Here is a 14,041-nt window from a genome sequence, read left to right as displayed (position 1 = left end):
CGGGCGCGCCCGCTCCCACAGAGACCCAGTTCCACCCCGCGCCGGTGCCTGCCCCTGGATCCGCCATGAGTTACAGAGATCGTGAAGCTTGTGCTGCCCCTGTGGGAGCGGGCATGCCCGCGAAGCCGGCGACTCGGTGTATGGCACCGGCTTCGCCGGTGTTCGCGGGCGCGCCCGCTCCCACAGAGAGGGCGCATACCCGTCGGCCTTGGACCCAGCCGAGCAAGCACCGCCAGGCCGGCCTTACCCTGATCGAGCTGATGGTCGCCCTGGCACTTACTGTTGTGCTCGGCATCATGCTCGCCGCCCTGGTCAACGGCTGGCTCAAGGTTCGCGAGCGCCTGCAGGCCACCACGCACGAAACCTCGGTGCTGGACTTCTGCCTGGCCCTGGAGCGTCGCTTCGACAGCCCGGTAATGCGCCGTGTATACGACCAGCGCCTGCCCTTGGCAAGCCGCTGGCTGGACTGGCAACCGGCAAGCAACCAGTTGCTCTGGGTCGCCATTACCGGCATGCCGGAAGCCGAAGGCGGTTCGCGCCTGCAGCGCCAGCGCCTGCGCTTCGAGGCGCGTGAGCAGCGCCTGCTGCTGGAAAGCTCGGCCGACCTCTATGCCGCAGCCGCCCCCCGCTGGGTTCAGCGCGAGCGGCTCGACCGGGTCAGCGCCATGAATGTTCTTTATTACCAGGGCGGCCGCTGGCAGGCCTGGCCTTCCGACCAACCTGCGCACCCCGGCCGTGGCGTGCGTCTTGAACTGCAGCGTGATGGAGCACCCTATGTCTGCACCTTCGCCCTCCCGTGGGGGCGCTCATGAAGTTTGAATGGGGACGGCGCAACCCGGCCCGGACGTGGCTGTTGCTGCGACCGGGCGCTGTCTGGCACTGGGCGCTGGTCGAGGGCGGCCTCGTGCAACGCCATGGGCAGGGCGAGCCCCCGGCAAATCTGCAGGCCAGTGTGGCGTTGATCCTGCCCGCCGAGGCCTGCAGCTATTTCCGCGTGCCGGCACCGCCCGGGCTCAAGCGTGAAGAATGGCCGCTATTGCTCGAAGACCGTTTGCTGCAGGCCGTCGACGAAGTGACATGTGCCTGCCTGGCTCGTGAGCCCGGCCACCTTCGGTTGCTGGTGGTAGCCCGTCAGCAACTGGACGACTGGCGCGGGCAGTGCGCCGAATGGGGCTTGCAGGTGGCACGGTGCTGGGCCGAACTACAGCTGCTGCCGCCCCCCGAGGTGGGACATGCCTGGCAATGGCAGCGCACACCCGACATGTATTTGTACAAAGGGCTGGCCGAAGACAGGCAGGAGCACTGGCTGGCCTGGCCGGATGCATTGGGCGAGGTGCCACAGCAACCGTGGGCGGAGCTGCAAAAGGTTTCGCTGAGCGGCGACTGGCCCAGTACGCTGGCACCGCTCGATACACTGCCCGGCCTGTTCGAGCGTACCCGCAAGGTGCGCTCGCTGCCGGTGGTGTCCCGGCCGCAGCAACGGCTGCTCGCTGCCTGCCTGGTACTGGCTGCCGTCTGGGGCGGGCTGTGGTTGAGCAAGCAATGGGCCCAGGCGCAACTCTGGCGCAGCCAGGTCATCGCAGTGACCGGTGAGCAGGCCAGCCCCCGGCACGCTGCGCAGGCCCTCAAGCGCCTGCGCGAAAGTGAACTGCAGCAGCAACTGCACACGCGCCAGCTCGAAGGCCTGCAGACGGCGTTGCAGGCCTGGCTGCGTGATCATCCCGGCTGGCGTCTGCAAGCGGTGCGCTTCGATGGCCAGCGCTGGCACCTGCGGCTGGAGGGCGAGGGTAGTACACCGCCATGGAGCGACATGGCGACAGCTGCCGGGGCCTCGGTCAAGGTGCAGGACGGTCAAGTGGTGTTCGACCTGGGAGCAGCTTCATGAACCGGGACTGGATACAGCATCATCGTTTGAAGTTCGCCTGGGCATTGATTGCGCTTTTGCTGGCGTTCCTGGCCGTGCGTGCAGGCTTTGCGCAATGGCGCGAGCTCAGCCACTGGCGCGGGCTGGCCGAACAGGCCGTAGGCCTGCAAGGCGGCCCGGGGTTGAACCTGGAGCGGCTGCGCCAGTCGGCCCAGGCGCGGCAGATCGAACTGGCGGAGGTCGATGCGCAGGGCGAGGCCTGGCAACTGCGTGGGCAGGTGGCCGACGAGCGAGTGCTGCAAGGCTGGTTGCAAAGCCTGCGTGCAGAAGGTGCTCAGCCACTGCAATGGGGGCTGGAACAGCATGAAAAGGGTTTGCACTTCGACCTGGTGGTGCGGCCATGAGCCGAATAAGTGGCGCGTGGGTGATGTCGGTTTTCGCCGTGACATTGCTGGTGGAACTGCCGGCCAGTTGGGTGGTGCGCGGGATAGGCCTGCCAGCGCGTGAGGTCAGCGGCAGCCTGTGGCAGGGCCAGGCGCAGCAGCTGGGGCCGGTCGGGCCATTGCGTTGGGCGGTGCAGCCTTGGCGCTTGCAGGCGAACGCGCAGCTGGGCTTCCAGGGCCAGGCCTGGCAGTTACGCGCCGAAGGCTGGCCATGGCGCTGGCGGCTGGAGGCAACGGCCATGGGCGCGCAGGCGACGGTGGCGACGGACTACCGCTTGGCCGGCCAGTGGCAGGGCACGTTGCGGATGCAGGGGGCAGGGCGGCAATGCCGTGCCAGCGAAGGCCGCATGACGGTAACCGACCTTGCCTTGAGCGAGCCCTGGTCACTGGGCTTGGGGCAGGGCTGGCTGGAAATGGACTGCCGCAGCGGCTGGCACCTGCGCGGGCAGTTGGTGCAGCAGGGGCAGCATGAATTGGCCGTGGATGCCGACCTGCCAGCGCGCCGGGCGCAGGTGATGGTCAAGTTGCAGCCGGAGGCGGCGCTGACGCCTTTGCTGCGTGGTGTGCAGTGGCTTGGGCCGCAGGCGCTGGCAGGGCAGCGGGACTTGCGCTGGTAAATAGATTTTGTCGCCGGCAAGCTGGCTCCTACAACCAATCAACTGTCTGGCCCAAATGCTGAAAGAGGGCACGAAGCCCGTGCCCTCCAGCGTGGCGCCTGCTTCAGTTTTTCTTGCCCTGCACACTCGAAGCCCACTGCTCACTGCGATTGTGCCCACTGGTCCTCAACAACCCCAGGTCCAGTGCATTTTCCCCATCCGCCGCACCCTTGCCCTTGGCTAGCTCGGCCATCGCCGTGCCCAAGTCCACCGGTGAGTTGGACGCATCGATCGACACATCCCGACGATAGTCGTTACCGCTAAGTGTTTCCCGGGTAACCGAGTTGGCGTCGAGCACCACATCGCCCTTGGCCGACTGCAGGCGTGCACCCACCAGGTGGGCATTGCCGCCGACCTGCAGGTCGATACCGTCGCTACCTTTGAGCGTGGCCTGCTGGCCTACGCTGTCGCGCTGTGCGTGCGACACGTCGAGGCGGAAGGTGGGCGAAAGCCCCGGGTCTGCCTTGCTCAGCACGGAGCCAGCTTTCTTCTCAACCTTGCTCCCCAGCGGCCCTGCCACCGAAGTGGCCGCGTTGACGTAGCCCCGCGGGTTTTTCTCCTGGCTCAGCCGGGCATCGCCTTTCACGCTCAAGGTATTGACGTTGTCCTTGCGGCTGGCGATGCGCAGGTCGCCGTCGATCACTCCCTTGATACGCCCCGTTTCCAGGGTGACGCCTTCGAGGCGGGTATCGCCACGGCTTTGCAGGTCGATGCGCTCGGCGCGCAGGTCGCTGGCATTCCAGGTGAGGTTGTCGCGCTTGTCGAGGTCCACCTTGAGGCGGCCATGCAGACCGCGGGTGTCCAGCGCGCCCTCGGCCATGTCGAAGCCGGCCCCGGCGGTGATGTCGAGGTTGTCACGCCGCTCCTGGCTGGACGATGCTTCCACCAGCATGCCGCCATTCGATGCGTCGAGGGCTATCTGTTCGGCCGAGGCCTGCAGGCCCTCAAGGTGCAGGGCGATATCCTCGCGGGCGCTGCTGCCCAGCTTCAGTGTGCCGTTGCTGGCGAACGCGGCATTCACCGCCTGGCGTGCCTCTTCGTCCTGCTTGCCATGGCTGAAGTGGCCGCCGATGGCGCCGCCCGTGATGTTGCCAGCCTTGACCGCCAGCTCCGCGCCGCCGCCCATCTTGGCGCCGGTAGCGTTCTGGGTATCGCTGGCCGCCTTGACCTGCAGCCGACCGCCACTTTGCAGTTGAATGTCGCCGGTCTTGGCCTCGCGGCTGCCAATGCGGGTGCCTTCGAGCACAAGGTCGCCGCCACTGCTCAGCTTTACCTGGCCCTTGGCGTCGATCTGCGCCACCTGAGCCTTGCGCTGTGTACTCTGGCTCTGCCCGTGGTCGAGGTAGCCTCGGCCTTCGACTCCGGTGCTGCCCGGGCGGTTGCCGACCTTGGCCCAGGCATTGCCGTCGAGCTGGCGGGACTGCTGTTCGGCCTGATCATTTGCCTGTGGCAATGCCAGCGAACCGGCGCTGCTCATGACCACGCTGCCTTCACCGCCATCGATGCGCGTCCCTTCATAACGACCAGAGCTGCCCAGTTGCACCTGGATGCCCTGTTGCCCATAGAGGCTGCCGGGGACGGCGCTGCTGGCGGTGTCCTTCTTGTCCAGCGAGCCGCCTTTGCCGGCGGCGCGCACATTCAGGTCTTCGCCGGTGCTGGTGTCCAGGCGCACATCGCCGCCGTAGGCCAGGCGTTGCACGGTATTTTCCTGGGTGTTCTCGGCTGCCTGCATCTGGTGTTGCCGGGCCTCGATCTGCAGCTTGCCAGCGTTGGCGCGCCAGGCGGTGCCCTGGTCGGTGATGTTCTCGGCCTTGACTTCGACCTTGGCCCCGGACAACTCGCTCACCTGGGCAAAGCCGCGGCGCTGGTTTTCCAGGCGCTTGAGGTGTTCCACGGTCATGTCGGCGCCAACGCTGGGTGGCGCCATGGCGTCTTCGGGGGAGGCTTGCTGGAAGCGCGCAGCTTCTTCGCCCAGTACCAGGCGTTCGATGGGGCGAGTAAGGTCGCGGTACTCGACACTGGCGCCGAGGCTGCCCGACCAGTCGCCACGGCTTTGTTCAGTTTCGTCGGTATCCTGTACCGCGCGGTTGTCTATGCGTTTGGCAGTTACTTGCAGTGCGTTGCCAGCCTTGACGTGTGCGGCCTCGGTGACCAGTTCATCGCCAGTAATCTTCAGGTCGCCGCTGGCCTGCAATGTGCTGCGTTGCACCTTGCTGTCGCGTTCGGCCTGCACCTGGCGGTTGTGATGGCCTTCGAACAAGCTGCCCAGCCGGTCGATGCCGCCGGTCACTGTCAAACCGCCGCCACTGTGGGTGGTGCTGGTGGTGGTGTCATGGTCATTGCGGGTTGCACCCAGGGTCACCTTTCGAGCCTGCATATCGAGGTCGCCTGCGGCGGCCTTCACCGTGGCGCCGTTGACTTGCAGGTGAGCCTTGCTGCCAAGGCTCACCGAAGTGCCCTCGAGCTCACTGACAACCTGGCTGGTGGCACGCTGCCTGCTGCTGGTGGTGGCGACATCATAGGCAATGCCGGCCGAGTACTGCCGGGACTCTGGCTTGCCATCCTCGGCTTCCTGGGTCTGCTTGGCGCTGGTGCTGAAACCACGTTGCTGGTTGCGGGTTTCGCGCTCGTCAACCGCTTGCGCGCTGGTAATCAGCAGGTCCCCCTTGGCCTCTACCTGCAGGTGCCCGCCCGCTGCGACCTTGGCGCCCTGGATGCGCATTTCCTCGGCGCTGGCCAGGCGCAGATTGGTGGCCGAGCCGACGTCGCTGGTCAGTACCTGCTGTGTACGGTCGGTGCTCTCGTGGTCGCTGCCAATCAGGCCGAACAGCTTGCTGTCGCTGGTACGGTCGGTGGAGGTGGTGCGGCCATGGTCGGCTTCGATGGCCAGTGCACCTTTCGTGCTGTAGAGCAGCGCGTCCTTCTTGCCGTGCACGGTACTGCCCTTGATGGCCACCTGGTCAGCTGTCACGGCCAGCTTGCCGTCCGTCGTGACACTGCTACCGGCAACGGCCTGGCCTTCGCTGTCGTTACCCTTGCGGTCGCCAAAGAAGGTGCCGGATACCAGGTCGCCACGATAGTCGCGCCGGGTACCGCGCTCCTGCAGGGCGGTGGTACCAATGTTTGCCTCCTTGGCTTCGATCGCCATGTCGCCGCGGCTTTGCAGGCTGCTGCCCTTCACATCGACGGAATTCCTGGCCTTCAGCGTCATGCGCTGGGCCTGTAGCGCACTGCCTTGTGCGGTTTCCTTGAATTGGTCTGTATCGCTGTCACCGCGCCACAAGTCCTTGCGGTGGCGAACCTGCTCTTCGGTGTGCTGGCTGTCGATGCCGGCAGCGATGGCCAGGTTGGCGCCGCTGTCGAGGGTCAGCTCATTGCCAGCATCCACCTTGGCCGCCACCAGGCGCATGTCGTCAGCGGATTGCAGCAGCACGCCGTCCTTGCCTTGCAAGCTGCTGCCCTGTTGCTGCTGATGGGTGGTGGTTGTTTCGCGGTTGTAGGTTTCGCGGGTGACGAACAGGAACTTCTTGTTCCAGCTGTCGCTGTCGCGTTCGATGTTTTCGCGGGTTGTGGCGTCCAGCGTGAGCTTCTTGCCGGCCTTGGCCTCGATTCGCCGAGCTTGCCCATCGACGGTTTCAAGGGTCAGGTCATCGGCAGCGGTCAGCCGCAGATCGCCCTGTTCGCTGTACAGTTCGACGGGGTTGTCGGCCTTGCCGCTGACCTGCAGGGCGCCGGCCGACTGGATGTCGACCCCGTCGATACCCAGCAGCTGCGATGCCCCCACACGCACACCGGCACCTTCTGCGGTGCTCACCACGCGAATGCGCCCGGCGCGCATGGCACCGAACAGGCTGGCATCGATGCTGGACGGAGTGCCCGGCAGGTGTTCGAGAAATTCGCCGCTGGTGCTGTCGATGCGGTTGCGACCGACGGTGATATCGATGGAGTTGCGCGCCATCAGCAGCCCTTTGCTGTCTACACGTGGGGCAATAAGTTCGAGGGCGCCGTTGGGGTTGCGCTGGCCGCCCTCGAGCACTTGCAGGGTACCGCTGGCGTTGATCGTGTCGAGGTACTTCAGTTGCTGGCCCTCGAACTCGGGGATGCCCACCACGAAACCGGCGCGTGTGGTGTTGATGAAACTGCCGCCGTTGAGGGTGATGCCATTGGGGTTGGCCAGGATGTAGTCGGCCGGGCGGCCGAAGATTTCCTGCGGCCCTTCGATCAGCGAGGCGTTGCGGCTGACCACCTCGTTGAGAATGGTCGAGGCCGCCTGGCCCTGGAATTGCGGGTTGGCCGCCAGGGCACCGGCCAATTCCGACTGCCCGGCCTGGGTGGCATTGTTCAGAACCACCCCGGAGCGATCCACGTTGTAGTCGAGGAACTGGTTATGCGACAGTCCGTTGGCGTTTGGCGCGACAATATTGATGACCGGGACGCCATGCCCATCGTTGATGACCGGTGTGCCGCCGGGGCCGTTGGTTGCTGTAAGGCCGCCCTGGGCCAGAGCGGTGCCGGGCCCGAGCAGGGCGAGGAAGATGGCCCAGCGCAAGGTGTCCGGGCGGGTAGACGGTGACTGCGAGAGTGTTTGCATGTTCTCGTTCTCTTTGTTGTGGGTGAATCAGATGTTCAGGGCCAGTTCCACCACCCAGAAGCCAGGCTCCAGCAGCGGGCGGGGCAGGTCGCTGGCATACAGCGCGCGTTGGTAGCCCAGGCGCAGGTGGCTGCCGGGCAGGCTCAGTTCGGCGCCGGCGGTGGTCCCGGCAAGGCGTTGTGAAGGCTTGCCTTCGGCGTTGCGGGTCCAGCCAAGGTCCAGGCCGATGTAGGGGCGTACTTGCAGGGGAGCGGTCCAGCCTTCCGGTAGCGGCTGACTGACGGTGTTGCGCCAGACGGCGCTGCTGGCACCGGAGTAGGTACGCAGGCGAAACCCGCGCACGGCCGAATCGTCGCTGACCAGCAACTGCTCGACAGCGGGTAACGGGTCACTGCTGTATTGCAGAGCCAGTTCGCTCTGCCAGCGCCATGGGTGGCTGGCCGGGCCCTGGCGCAGGTGCAGCAGGTTGGCGCGGTACTTGCGAAAATCCGGGCGCAGGCGTTCTGCTCCCAACGGCGAGCGGTCGGCACCAAAGGCGTCGATTCCCTGGGCGACACCGAGGTAGCCATTCCACAGGCCTGTTTCCAGCCACAGCAGGTTGATACCCGCTTCCACGGAGACCAGGGTGGGGCTCTGCTGGACGATCACCGCGCCGGCGCTGCGGTTGACCATTTGCTTGCGGTCCAGCCGGGCGCTGGCGCTGAGCATGCCTTGCTGGTTGCGCCACAGCACCCGCTCGACGCTCAGGCCCTGGTAGCTGCTGCTGCCGTCTGCTACCTGGCGGCTGTGGGGGAGCGGCGCCTCGTAACGCAGCTCGCTGGCGCTGAGCGCGAAGGCCCAGGCGCCGTAGGGGATGCTGTAGTACAGCGAGACGCCTTGGCTTTGCCCAGGCGCGTCGAGCACCGTGCCGTTCAGCGACAGGCGCAGGTCATCATTGAGGCCCAGCGGGCTGTCCAGACCGAAGCCGAGGTTCAGGCGATGACGCCCGGTCAGGTCGCTGCCGCGGTTGTCGAAGCGGCTGTCCAGGTGCCCGCGCGAGGCCACCTTGCGCGGCTGCACGACAACTCGGGTGCCGCCCTGCAGTTCGCCGGGCAGCAAGGCTGCGGACAGGTCATAAGCGCGCAGGCGGTTGAGCTGGTCGAGGCCTTGTTCCAGGTCTGGCAGGTACAGTGGCTGCCCGAGCAGGCCGGGAAAGGCGCCTGAGAGGGACAGGGGCAAATCGGGGCCCGCCAGTTCGATGGACTCGACGAACCCCTCGACGATGACCAAGTCCAGCGGTGCGCCGTCTTGTGGTGGTTGCTGCAGGTAAGGCCGGCTGGTCGGGTAACCGGCCTGCACATAGCGCTGGGTGATGGCTTTAAGCAGCCCGTTGATTTCCGCGATGTCCATGCACGGGGTGACGAACCGGCGAAGGGTTGGCGTCAGCGCCGAGTCGGAAAGCTTGCGGTTGCCGGCCACGCGTACGCCGCTGATGGCCCAGCAGCGCTGGTCGTGCGGGAGGGGGGCGGTAGTGTCGGTTTTTTTTGCCGGGGCGGGCTGACGCTGCCAGCGTTCCAGCCGCTGTTGCTGTTCCAGCTGTTGCAGACCGCGCTGCTGATCGCGCAGTTGCTGGCTGGCGGGGTCGTTGGCCAGCACCTGGGGCGCGGCCAGCAAACCGGACAGGCAGCAGGTGAGTGCCCAGCAGGTGGCGCGGTGAATGTGGAACGGCATTGAAGCACCCCGCAAATGATGTACGGATCTCGTACTCGTCTGCGTGGATGCTAAAAATTAAGGGGTTCGCCTGGATGCAGTACCCAGCCTAAGCGCTTGTAAGGCGCGTTCTTGCCTGATGGTGGGAAGCTTCCTACAGCATCAGTTGAAAGGCCCGCTATCAGGGCCGAATTTCGATCAACGTGCCATCCCGCACCAGGTCCCACACTTCCTGCATGTCGCGGTTGCGCATGGCAATACACCCATCCGTCCAGTCCAGGGTGTGGAAGTACCACTCCGGATACTCGTCGTTGATCGGCGTACCATGGATCATGATCATGCTGCCGGCACTCACCCCTTCACGGGAGGCACGGGCGGCATCGGTGATATTCGGGTAATTGATGTGCATGGCCAGGTTGAAGCGGTCGCTCTGCTTGCGCCAGTCCAGCCAGTACAGGCCCTCGGGGGTTTTCTTGTCGCCTTCGCGCTCCTTGGCGCCCTTGGGCTGCTTGCCCAGCGAGATGCGGTAGGTTTTCAGCGGCTCGCCACGGCTGATCAACTGCAGGCGACGCTCGGACTTGATCACCAGTACCTTGTCGATCAGCGGTTGCATGGCCTGCTGCGAAGGCGAAGGTGTTTGCGCTGCCGGCTGGGGCTTGCGGATGATGGTCTCGGTGAAGGCCGCCTGGGACACCGAGGTAACGCAAAGGCAGAAAAGGGCAAACAACCAGCGCATGTAACGGTATCCCTGAAGGCTTCTAGGTAATGGGCGAGACGTTCATCGGCGGCAGGTATTCATGGCCTATGGGGTAGTGCTGCCCGATGCGGTCGCGATAGTAGCATTCTAGTGTGCGAGTGACGGTGCGGAAAGCCAGCTCGCCCCACGGTATCTCATGTTCCTCGAACAGCCGCACTTCCAGGCTTTCGACTCCGACAGCGAAATCAAGGTCCGCCAGCTCGGCGCGGAAGAACACGTGCACCTGGTTGATGTGCGGCAGGTCGAACAGCTGGTACAGGCTCATGCTGCCGACCCGGGCGCAGGCCTCCTCGACGGTTTCGCGACGGGCGGCCTGGTCCAGGGTTTCGCCGTTCTCCATGAAACCGGCAGGCAGGGTCCAGAAACCGCTACGTGGCTCGATGGCGCGCCGGCACAGCAGCACCTGGCTGCCCCAGGTCGGCAACACGCCGGCGACGATGTTGGGGTTCTGGTAGTGGATGGTCTGGCAAAACTCGCAGACATACCGCAGGCGGCTGTCGCCCTCGGGGATCTGCTGAGTGACCGGCTGGCCGCACGCGCTGCAGAATTTCATGTGTCGTTCCTTTTGCTCTGGGCTATCTTGGCGCGCCGGCCGTGCTGCCGCAAGCGCACGGGGCTTGGGTGCTTCGCGCCTTTGGTGCATCATGCAAGGCAGGCCTTGGATACGAGCGTGCGCAATGCTGGACGAGCTACTTCGCCGAATGAGCAACCACCAACCCGCATCACTGGAAACCGACCGGCGGTTCCCCGAAGCGGCGGTCCTCTTGCCCATTACCCGCAGCGAAGCGCCCGAACTGGTCCTGACCCTGCGCGCCAAGGGCCTGTCCACCCACGGCGGAGAAGTGGCCTTTCCCGGTGGCCGCCGCGACCCGGAAGACCCGGACCTGGTGTTCACCGCGTTGCGTGAAGCGGAAGAAGAAATCGGCCTGCCGCCAGGCCTTGTGGAAGTGATCGGCCCACTCAGCCCGCTGATTTCGCTGCACGGCCTGAAAGTGACACCATTCGTCGGCCTCATCCCTGATTTTGTCGAATACCGTGCCAATGATGCCGAGATCGCGGCAGTATTCACCGTGCCACTGGAGTTCTTTCGCCAGGACCCGCGCGACCATACCCACCGTATCGATTATCAGGGGCGCAGCTGGTATGTGCCCAGCTATCGCTATGGCGAATACAAGATCTGGGGGTTGTCGGCGATCATGATCGTCGAACTGGTCAACCTGCTGTTCGATGCCGGCATCAGCCTGCACCAGCCCCCTGAGCGTTACATCGAAAACTGAGCGGGGCCAACCCCGTCGTCTGCGTTGCAGCCTGAGGAGCAAGCATGAAATACCGCCTGGGCGACCTGCGGGTCGAGAGCCACCCCACCAGTTGGGCCGCACCCAACGCCACGCTGATCGGCAAGGTGCGCCTGCAGGCCGATGCCAGCGTGTGGTTTGGCGCGGTGCTGCGCGGGGACAACGAGCTGATCGACATTGGCGAGGGCAGCAACGTGCAGGATGGCACGGTGATGCACACCGACATGGGCTCGCCGCTGACCTTGGGCAAAGGCGTGACCGTTGGCCACAACGCCATGCTGCATGGTTGCACGGTGGGCGACTACAGCCTGGTAGGCATCAATGCGGTGATCCTCAATGGCGCGCGCATCGGCAAGCATTGCATCATCGGCGCCAATGCGCTGATTGCAGAAGGCAAGGAGATCCCCGACGGTTCGCTGGTGATGGGCTCGCCGGGCAAGGTGGTGCGCGAGCTGACCGAACAGCAGAAGCGCATGCTCGAAGCCAGTGCCGCGCATTACGTGCACAATGCCCAGCGTTATGCACGGGAGTTGGTGGTAGACGATGAGTGATGTGGTGGAGCGGCCGGTGGCCTCGCCGTGCGTGAGTATCTGTGCGCTGGACGAGCAGGATATCTGCACCGGTTGCCAGCGAACCGTGGCGGAAATCAGCCGTTGGGGGCGAATGGACAACGACGAGCGCCGGGCGGTGCTGAAGCTGTGCCATGAAAGGGCAGTAGCTGCCGGCCTGATTATTGGATGCTAGACACCTTGTCGGCTTCATCGCCGCTCCTACAGGGAGTACCGTTGCCTGCCGATGAAGCCAGCGGTAATCTGTGCGGCTTGCCCACAGACTACCCGCCATGTTCTATCTGATTGCCTACATCAGCAGCGTAGTGCTGATCAACTACGCCTTCTCCAGCGCGCCACACCTGGACATCATCTGGTCTGCCTGGGGCGGCCTGGTGTTCATCCTGCGCGACATGGTGCAGACCCGCTTCGGCCATGGCGCCCTGGTCGCCATGCTGGCGGCGCTGGTGCTGTCCTATGTCACTTCGGAGCCGGCCATCGCCCTGGCCAGCGCCACCGCGTTCTTCATTTCCGAACTGATCGACTGGCTGGTGTTCAGCATCACCCGCCGGCCGTTGCGCGACCGCCTGTGGCTGAGTTCGGCGCTGAGCATCCCGGTGGACACCTTCATCTTCTTTGGCATGATCGGCGCCCTGACCCCAGCCGTGATCGGCACCGCCATGGCATCGAAATTCGCCGGTGTCACCGCCGTATGGCTGGCCATGGCATTTCGCGCCCGGCGGGCCGCCGTGGCGGGTTGATGGTGTAGAATAGCGGTCCTTTTTCAGCGGGCGGCGCCAAGCCTGGTGCGGCCCCGGACGCCTTCGAGGACCTGAAATGACCCGTATCGGAACCCCATTGTCGCCCACTGCGACCCGTGTACTGCTCTGCGGCTGTGGCGAGCTGGGCAAGGAAGTGGTGATCGAGCTGCAGCGCCTGGGCGTCGAAGTGATCGCCGTCGACCGCTACGCCAATGCCCCGGCAATGCAGGTGGCGCACCGCAGCCACGTGGTCAACATGCTCGATGGCGTGGCCCTGCGCGCGGTAATCGAGGCCGAGAAGCCGCACTACATCGTCCCTGAAATCGAAGCCATCGCCACCGCCACCTTGGTCGAGCTGGAAAACGAAGGTTTCAACGTGGTGCCGACCGCTCGCGCCACCCAGCTCACCATGAACCGCGAAGGCATCCGCCGCCTGGCCGCCGAAGAGCTGGACCTGCCTACCTCGCCGTACCACTTCGCCGACACCTATGAAGACTACGCCAAGGCCGTGGCCGATGTCGGCTACCCGTGCGTGGTCAAGCCGGTGATGAGCTCGTCGGGCAAGGGCCAGAGCCTGCTGCGCAGCGATGCCGACCTGCAGAAGTCGTGGGACTACGCCCAGGAAGGTGGCCGCGCCGGCAAAGGCCGGGTCATCGTCGAGGGCTTCATCGACTTCGAATACGAAATTACCCTGCTGACCGTGCGCCACGTCGGCGGCACCACCTTCCTCGAGCCTGTCGGCCACCGCCAGGAGAAGGGCGACTATCAGGAATCGTGGCAGCCGCAGGCCATGAGCCCCAAGGCCCTGGCCGAGTCGCAGCGGGTGGCCAAGGCGGTCACCGATGCCCTGGGCGGTCGTGGCCTGTTTGGCGTGGAACTGTTCGTGAAGGGCGACCAGGTGTGGTTCAGCGAAGTCTCGCCACGCCCGCATGACACTGGCCTGGTGACCCTGATTTCCCAGGACCTGTCGCAGTTTGCCCTGCATGCCCGCGCCATTCTTGGCCTGCCGATTCCGGTAGTGCGCCAGTTCGGCCCTTCGGCTTCGGCGGTGATCCTGCCCGAGGGGCAGTCGCAGCAGACCAGCTTTGCCAACCTGGGTGCGGCGCTGAGTGAGCCGGACACCGCCATTCGCCTGTTCGGCAAGCCGGAAATCAACGGTACCCGCCGCATGGGCGTGTGCCTGGCGCGTGATGAGTCGGTCGAAGCGGCGCGTGCCAAGGCGACCCGTGCTTCGCAGGCGGTCAAGGTCGAGTTCTGATCCGGGATCGTAAGGGGCCGCGTTGCGGCCCTTTCGCCGGCAAGCCAGCTCCCACAGGAACTGCACAAGGCTTGAGGGCTGTGGAGGCCTTGTGGGAGCAACTGTCTTGCTCAATTTCTAAAAGCTGGCGTGATCCCTGTGGGAGCGGGCTTGCCCGCGAACACGGGCGAAGCCCGTGC

13 protein-coding genes are annotated in these 14,041 nt (G+C 65.1%); 9 read left to right on the top strand and 4 right to left on the bottom strand.

The genetic code is table 11. From position 1 onward, the window contains the following. Positions 1 to 140 precede the first annotated feature (140 nt). Genes IRZ77_RS23500 through IRZ77_RS23485 form a run of 4 tightly spaced genes read left to right on the top strand, consistent with a single transcriptional unit; the run spans position 141 to position 2,924 of the window. Positions 141 to 812 carry a type II secretion system protein gene (locus IRZ77_RS23500; RefSeq protein ID WP_196174506.1) on the top strand — a complete coding sequence of 224 codons (672 nt, stop codon included), beginning with the start codon at positions 141 to 143 and terminating at the stop codon, positions 810 to 812. Continuing rightward, positions 809 to 1,885 (top strand): type II secretion system protein GspL, encoded by a 1,077-nt coding sequence (gene gspL / locus IRZ77_RS23495; protein ID WP_196174505.1) that lies wholly within the window; start codon positions 809 to 811, stop codon positions 1,883 to 1,885. Before IRZ77_RS23500 ends, gspL begins: the two co-directional genes overlap by 4 nt. Beyond that, on the top strand, positions 1,882 to 2,268 hold the full coding sequence (gene gspM / locus IRZ77_RS23490) for a type II secretion system protein GspM (protein ID WP_196174504.1): 387 nt from the start codon (positions 1,882 to 1,884) through the stop codon (positions 2,266 to 2,268). The genes gspL and gspM overlap by 4 nt, the downstream gene beginning before the upstream one ends. Continuing rightward, positions 2,265 to 2,924 carry a general secretion pathway protein GspN gene (locus tag IRZ77_RS23485; protein ID WP_085600540.1) on the top strand — a complete coding sequence of 220 codons (660 nt, stop codon included), beginning with the start codon at positions 2,265 to 2,267 and terminating at the stop codon, positions 2,922 to 2,924. Before gspM ends, IRZ77_RS23485 begins: the two co-directional genes overlap by 4 nt. A 103-nt stretch (positions 2,925 to 3,027) precedes the next feature. On the opposite strand, the gene IRZ77_RS23480 is transcribed toward IRZ77_RS23485, so the two are convergent. The 4 genes from IRZ77_RS23480 to IRZ77_RS23465 form a co-directional block, all read right to left on the bottom strand. Further along, complete coding sequence (locus IRZ77_RS23480) at positions 3,028 to 7,554, bottom strand: hemagglutinin repeat-containing protein (RefSeq protein WP_196174503.1); 4,527 nt, start codon at positions 7,552 to 7,554, stop codon at positions 3,028 to 3,030. Between the two features lie 27 nt (positions 7,555 to 7,581). After that, a complete protein-coding gene (locus IRZ77_RS23475) occupies positions 7,582 to 9,264 on the bottom strand; it encodes a ShlB/FhaC/HecB family hemolysin secretion/activation protein (RefSeq protein WP_196174502.1) in 1,683 nt (560 codons plus the stop codon). 160 nt (positions 9,265 to 9,424) lie between these two features. Beyond that, positions 9,425 to 9,979: a L,D-transpeptidase family protein gene (locus IRZ77_RS23470; protein ID WP_085600534.1), complete on the bottom strand. Its 555-nt coding sequence runs from the start codon at positions 9,977 to 9,979 to the stop codon at positions 9,425 to 9,427. A gap of 22 nt (positions 9,980 to 10,001) precedes the next feature. Beyond that, a complete protein-coding gene (locus IRZ77_RS23465; RefSeq protein WP_196174501.1) occupies positions 10,002 to 10,553 on the bottom strand; it encodes an NUDIX hydrolase in 552 nt (183 codons plus the stop codon). 124 nt (positions 10,554 to 10,677) lie between these two features. Here IRZ77_RS23465 and IRZ77_RS23460 point away from each other — a divergent pair, with 124 nt between their 5' ends. The 5 genes from IRZ77_RS23460 to purT all read left to right on the top strand — a co-directional run bounded on the left by IRZ77_RS23460 (position 10,678) and on the right by purT (position 13,862). After that, complete coding sequence (locus tag IRZ77_RS23460) at positions 10,678 to 11,277, top strand: CoA pyrophosphatase (protein ID WP_003252125.1); 600 nt, start codon at positions 10,678 to 10,680, stop codon at positions 11,275 to 11,277. 44 nt (positions 11,278 to 11,321) lie between these two features. Further along, positions 11,322 to 11,846, top strand: coding sequence for a gamma carbonic anhydrase family protein (locus IRZ77_RS23455; RefSeq protein WP_015269134.1), 525 nt, complete (start codon positions 11,322 to 11,324; stop codon positions 11,844 to 11,846). Beyond that, positions 11,839 to 12,039: a DUF1289 domain-containing protein gene (locus IRZ77_RS23450; protein ID WP_085600530.1), complete on the top strand. Its 201-nt coding sequence runs from the start codon at positions 11,839 to 11,841 to the stop codon at positions 12,037 to 12,039. Before IRZ77_RS23455 ends, IRZ77_RS23450 begins: the two co-directional genes overlap by 8 nt. 97 nt (positions 12,040 to 12,136) lie before the next feature. Continuing rightward, a complete protein-coding gene (locus tag IRZ77_RS23445) occupies positions 12,137 to 12,604 on the top strand; it encodes a VUT family protein (RefSeq protein ID WP_003252131.1) in 468 nt (155 codons plus the stop codon). A gap of 76 nt (positions 12,605 to 12,680) precedes the next feature. Beyond that, the gene (gene purT, locus IRZ77_RS23440) at positions 12,681 to 13,862 is read left to right on the top strand and encodes a formate-dependent phosphoribosylglycinamide formyltransferase (RefSeq protein ID WP_025337909.1); all 1,182 of its coding nucleotides are present in this window, start codon (positions 12,681 to 12,683) and stop codon (positions 13,860 to 13,862) included. Positions 13,863 to 14,041 lie beyond the last annotated feature (179 nt).

The sequence above is a fragment of the Pseudomonas pudica genome, assembly GCF_015680405.1.
GTDB classification, from domain to species: Bacteria; Pseudomonadota; Gammaproteobacteria; order Pseudomonadales; family Pseudomonadaceae; genus Aquipseudomonas; species Aquipseudomonas pudica.
Note: the sequence above shows the minus strand (reverse complement) of the source record. Positions and strands in the feature narration are given on the sequence as shown.

Bases quoted from the DNA above. Each gene is read 5' to 3' on its own strand.
- purT (WP_025337909.1), top strand. From the start codon at position 12,681: ATGACCCGTATCGGAACCCCATTGTCGCCCACTGCGACCCGTGTACTG.
- IRZ77_RS23475 (WP_196174502.1), bottom strand. From the start codon at position 9,264: ATGCCGTTCCACATTCACCGCGCCACCTGCTGGGCACTCACCTGCTGC.
- IRZ77_RS23455 (WP_015269134.1), top strand. From the start codon at position 11,322: ATGAAATACCGCCTGGGCGACCTGCGGGTCGAGAGCCACCCCACCAGT.
- IRZ77_RS23500 (WP_196174506.1), top strand. From the start codon at position 141: ATGGCACCGGCTTCGCCGGTGTTCGCGGGCGCGCCCGCTCCCACAGAG.
- IRZ77_RS23470 (WP_085600534.1), bottom strand. From the start codon at position 9,979: ATGCGCTGGTTGTTTGCCCTTTTCTGCCTTTGCGTTACCTCGGTGTCC.
- IRZ77_RS23485 (WP_085600540.1), top strand. From the start codon at position 2,265: ATGAGCCGAATAAGTGGCGCGTGGGTGATGTCGGTTTTCGCCGTGACA.
- IRZ77_RS23465 (WP_196174501.1), bottom strand. From the start codon at position 10,553: ATGAAATTCTGCAGCGCGTGCGGCCAGCCGGTCACTCAGCAGATCCCC.
- IRZ77_RS23460 (WP_003252125.1), top strand. From the start codon at position 10,678: ATGCTGGACGAGCTACTTCGCCGAATGAGCAACCACCAACCCGCATCA.
- IRZ77_RS23445 (WP_003252131.1), top strand. From the start codon at position 12,137: ATGTTCTATCTGATTGCCTACATCAGCAGCGTAGTGCTGATCAACTAC.
- IRZ77_RS23450 (WP_085600530.1), top strand. From the start codon at position 11,839: ATGAGTGATGTGGTGGAGCGGCCGGTGGCCTCGCCGTGCGTGAGTATC.
- gspM (WP_196174504.1), top strand. From the start codon at position 1,882: ATGAACCGGGACTGGATACAGCATCATCGTTTGAAGTTCGCCTGGGCA.
- gspL (WP_196174505.1), top strand. From the start codon at position 809: ATGAAGTTTGAATGGGGACGGCGCAACCCGGCCCGGACGTGGCTGTTG.
- IRZ77_RS23480 (WP_196174503.1), bottom strand. From the start codon at position 7,554: ATGCAAACACTCTCGCAGTCACCGTCTACCCGCCCGGACACCTTGCGC.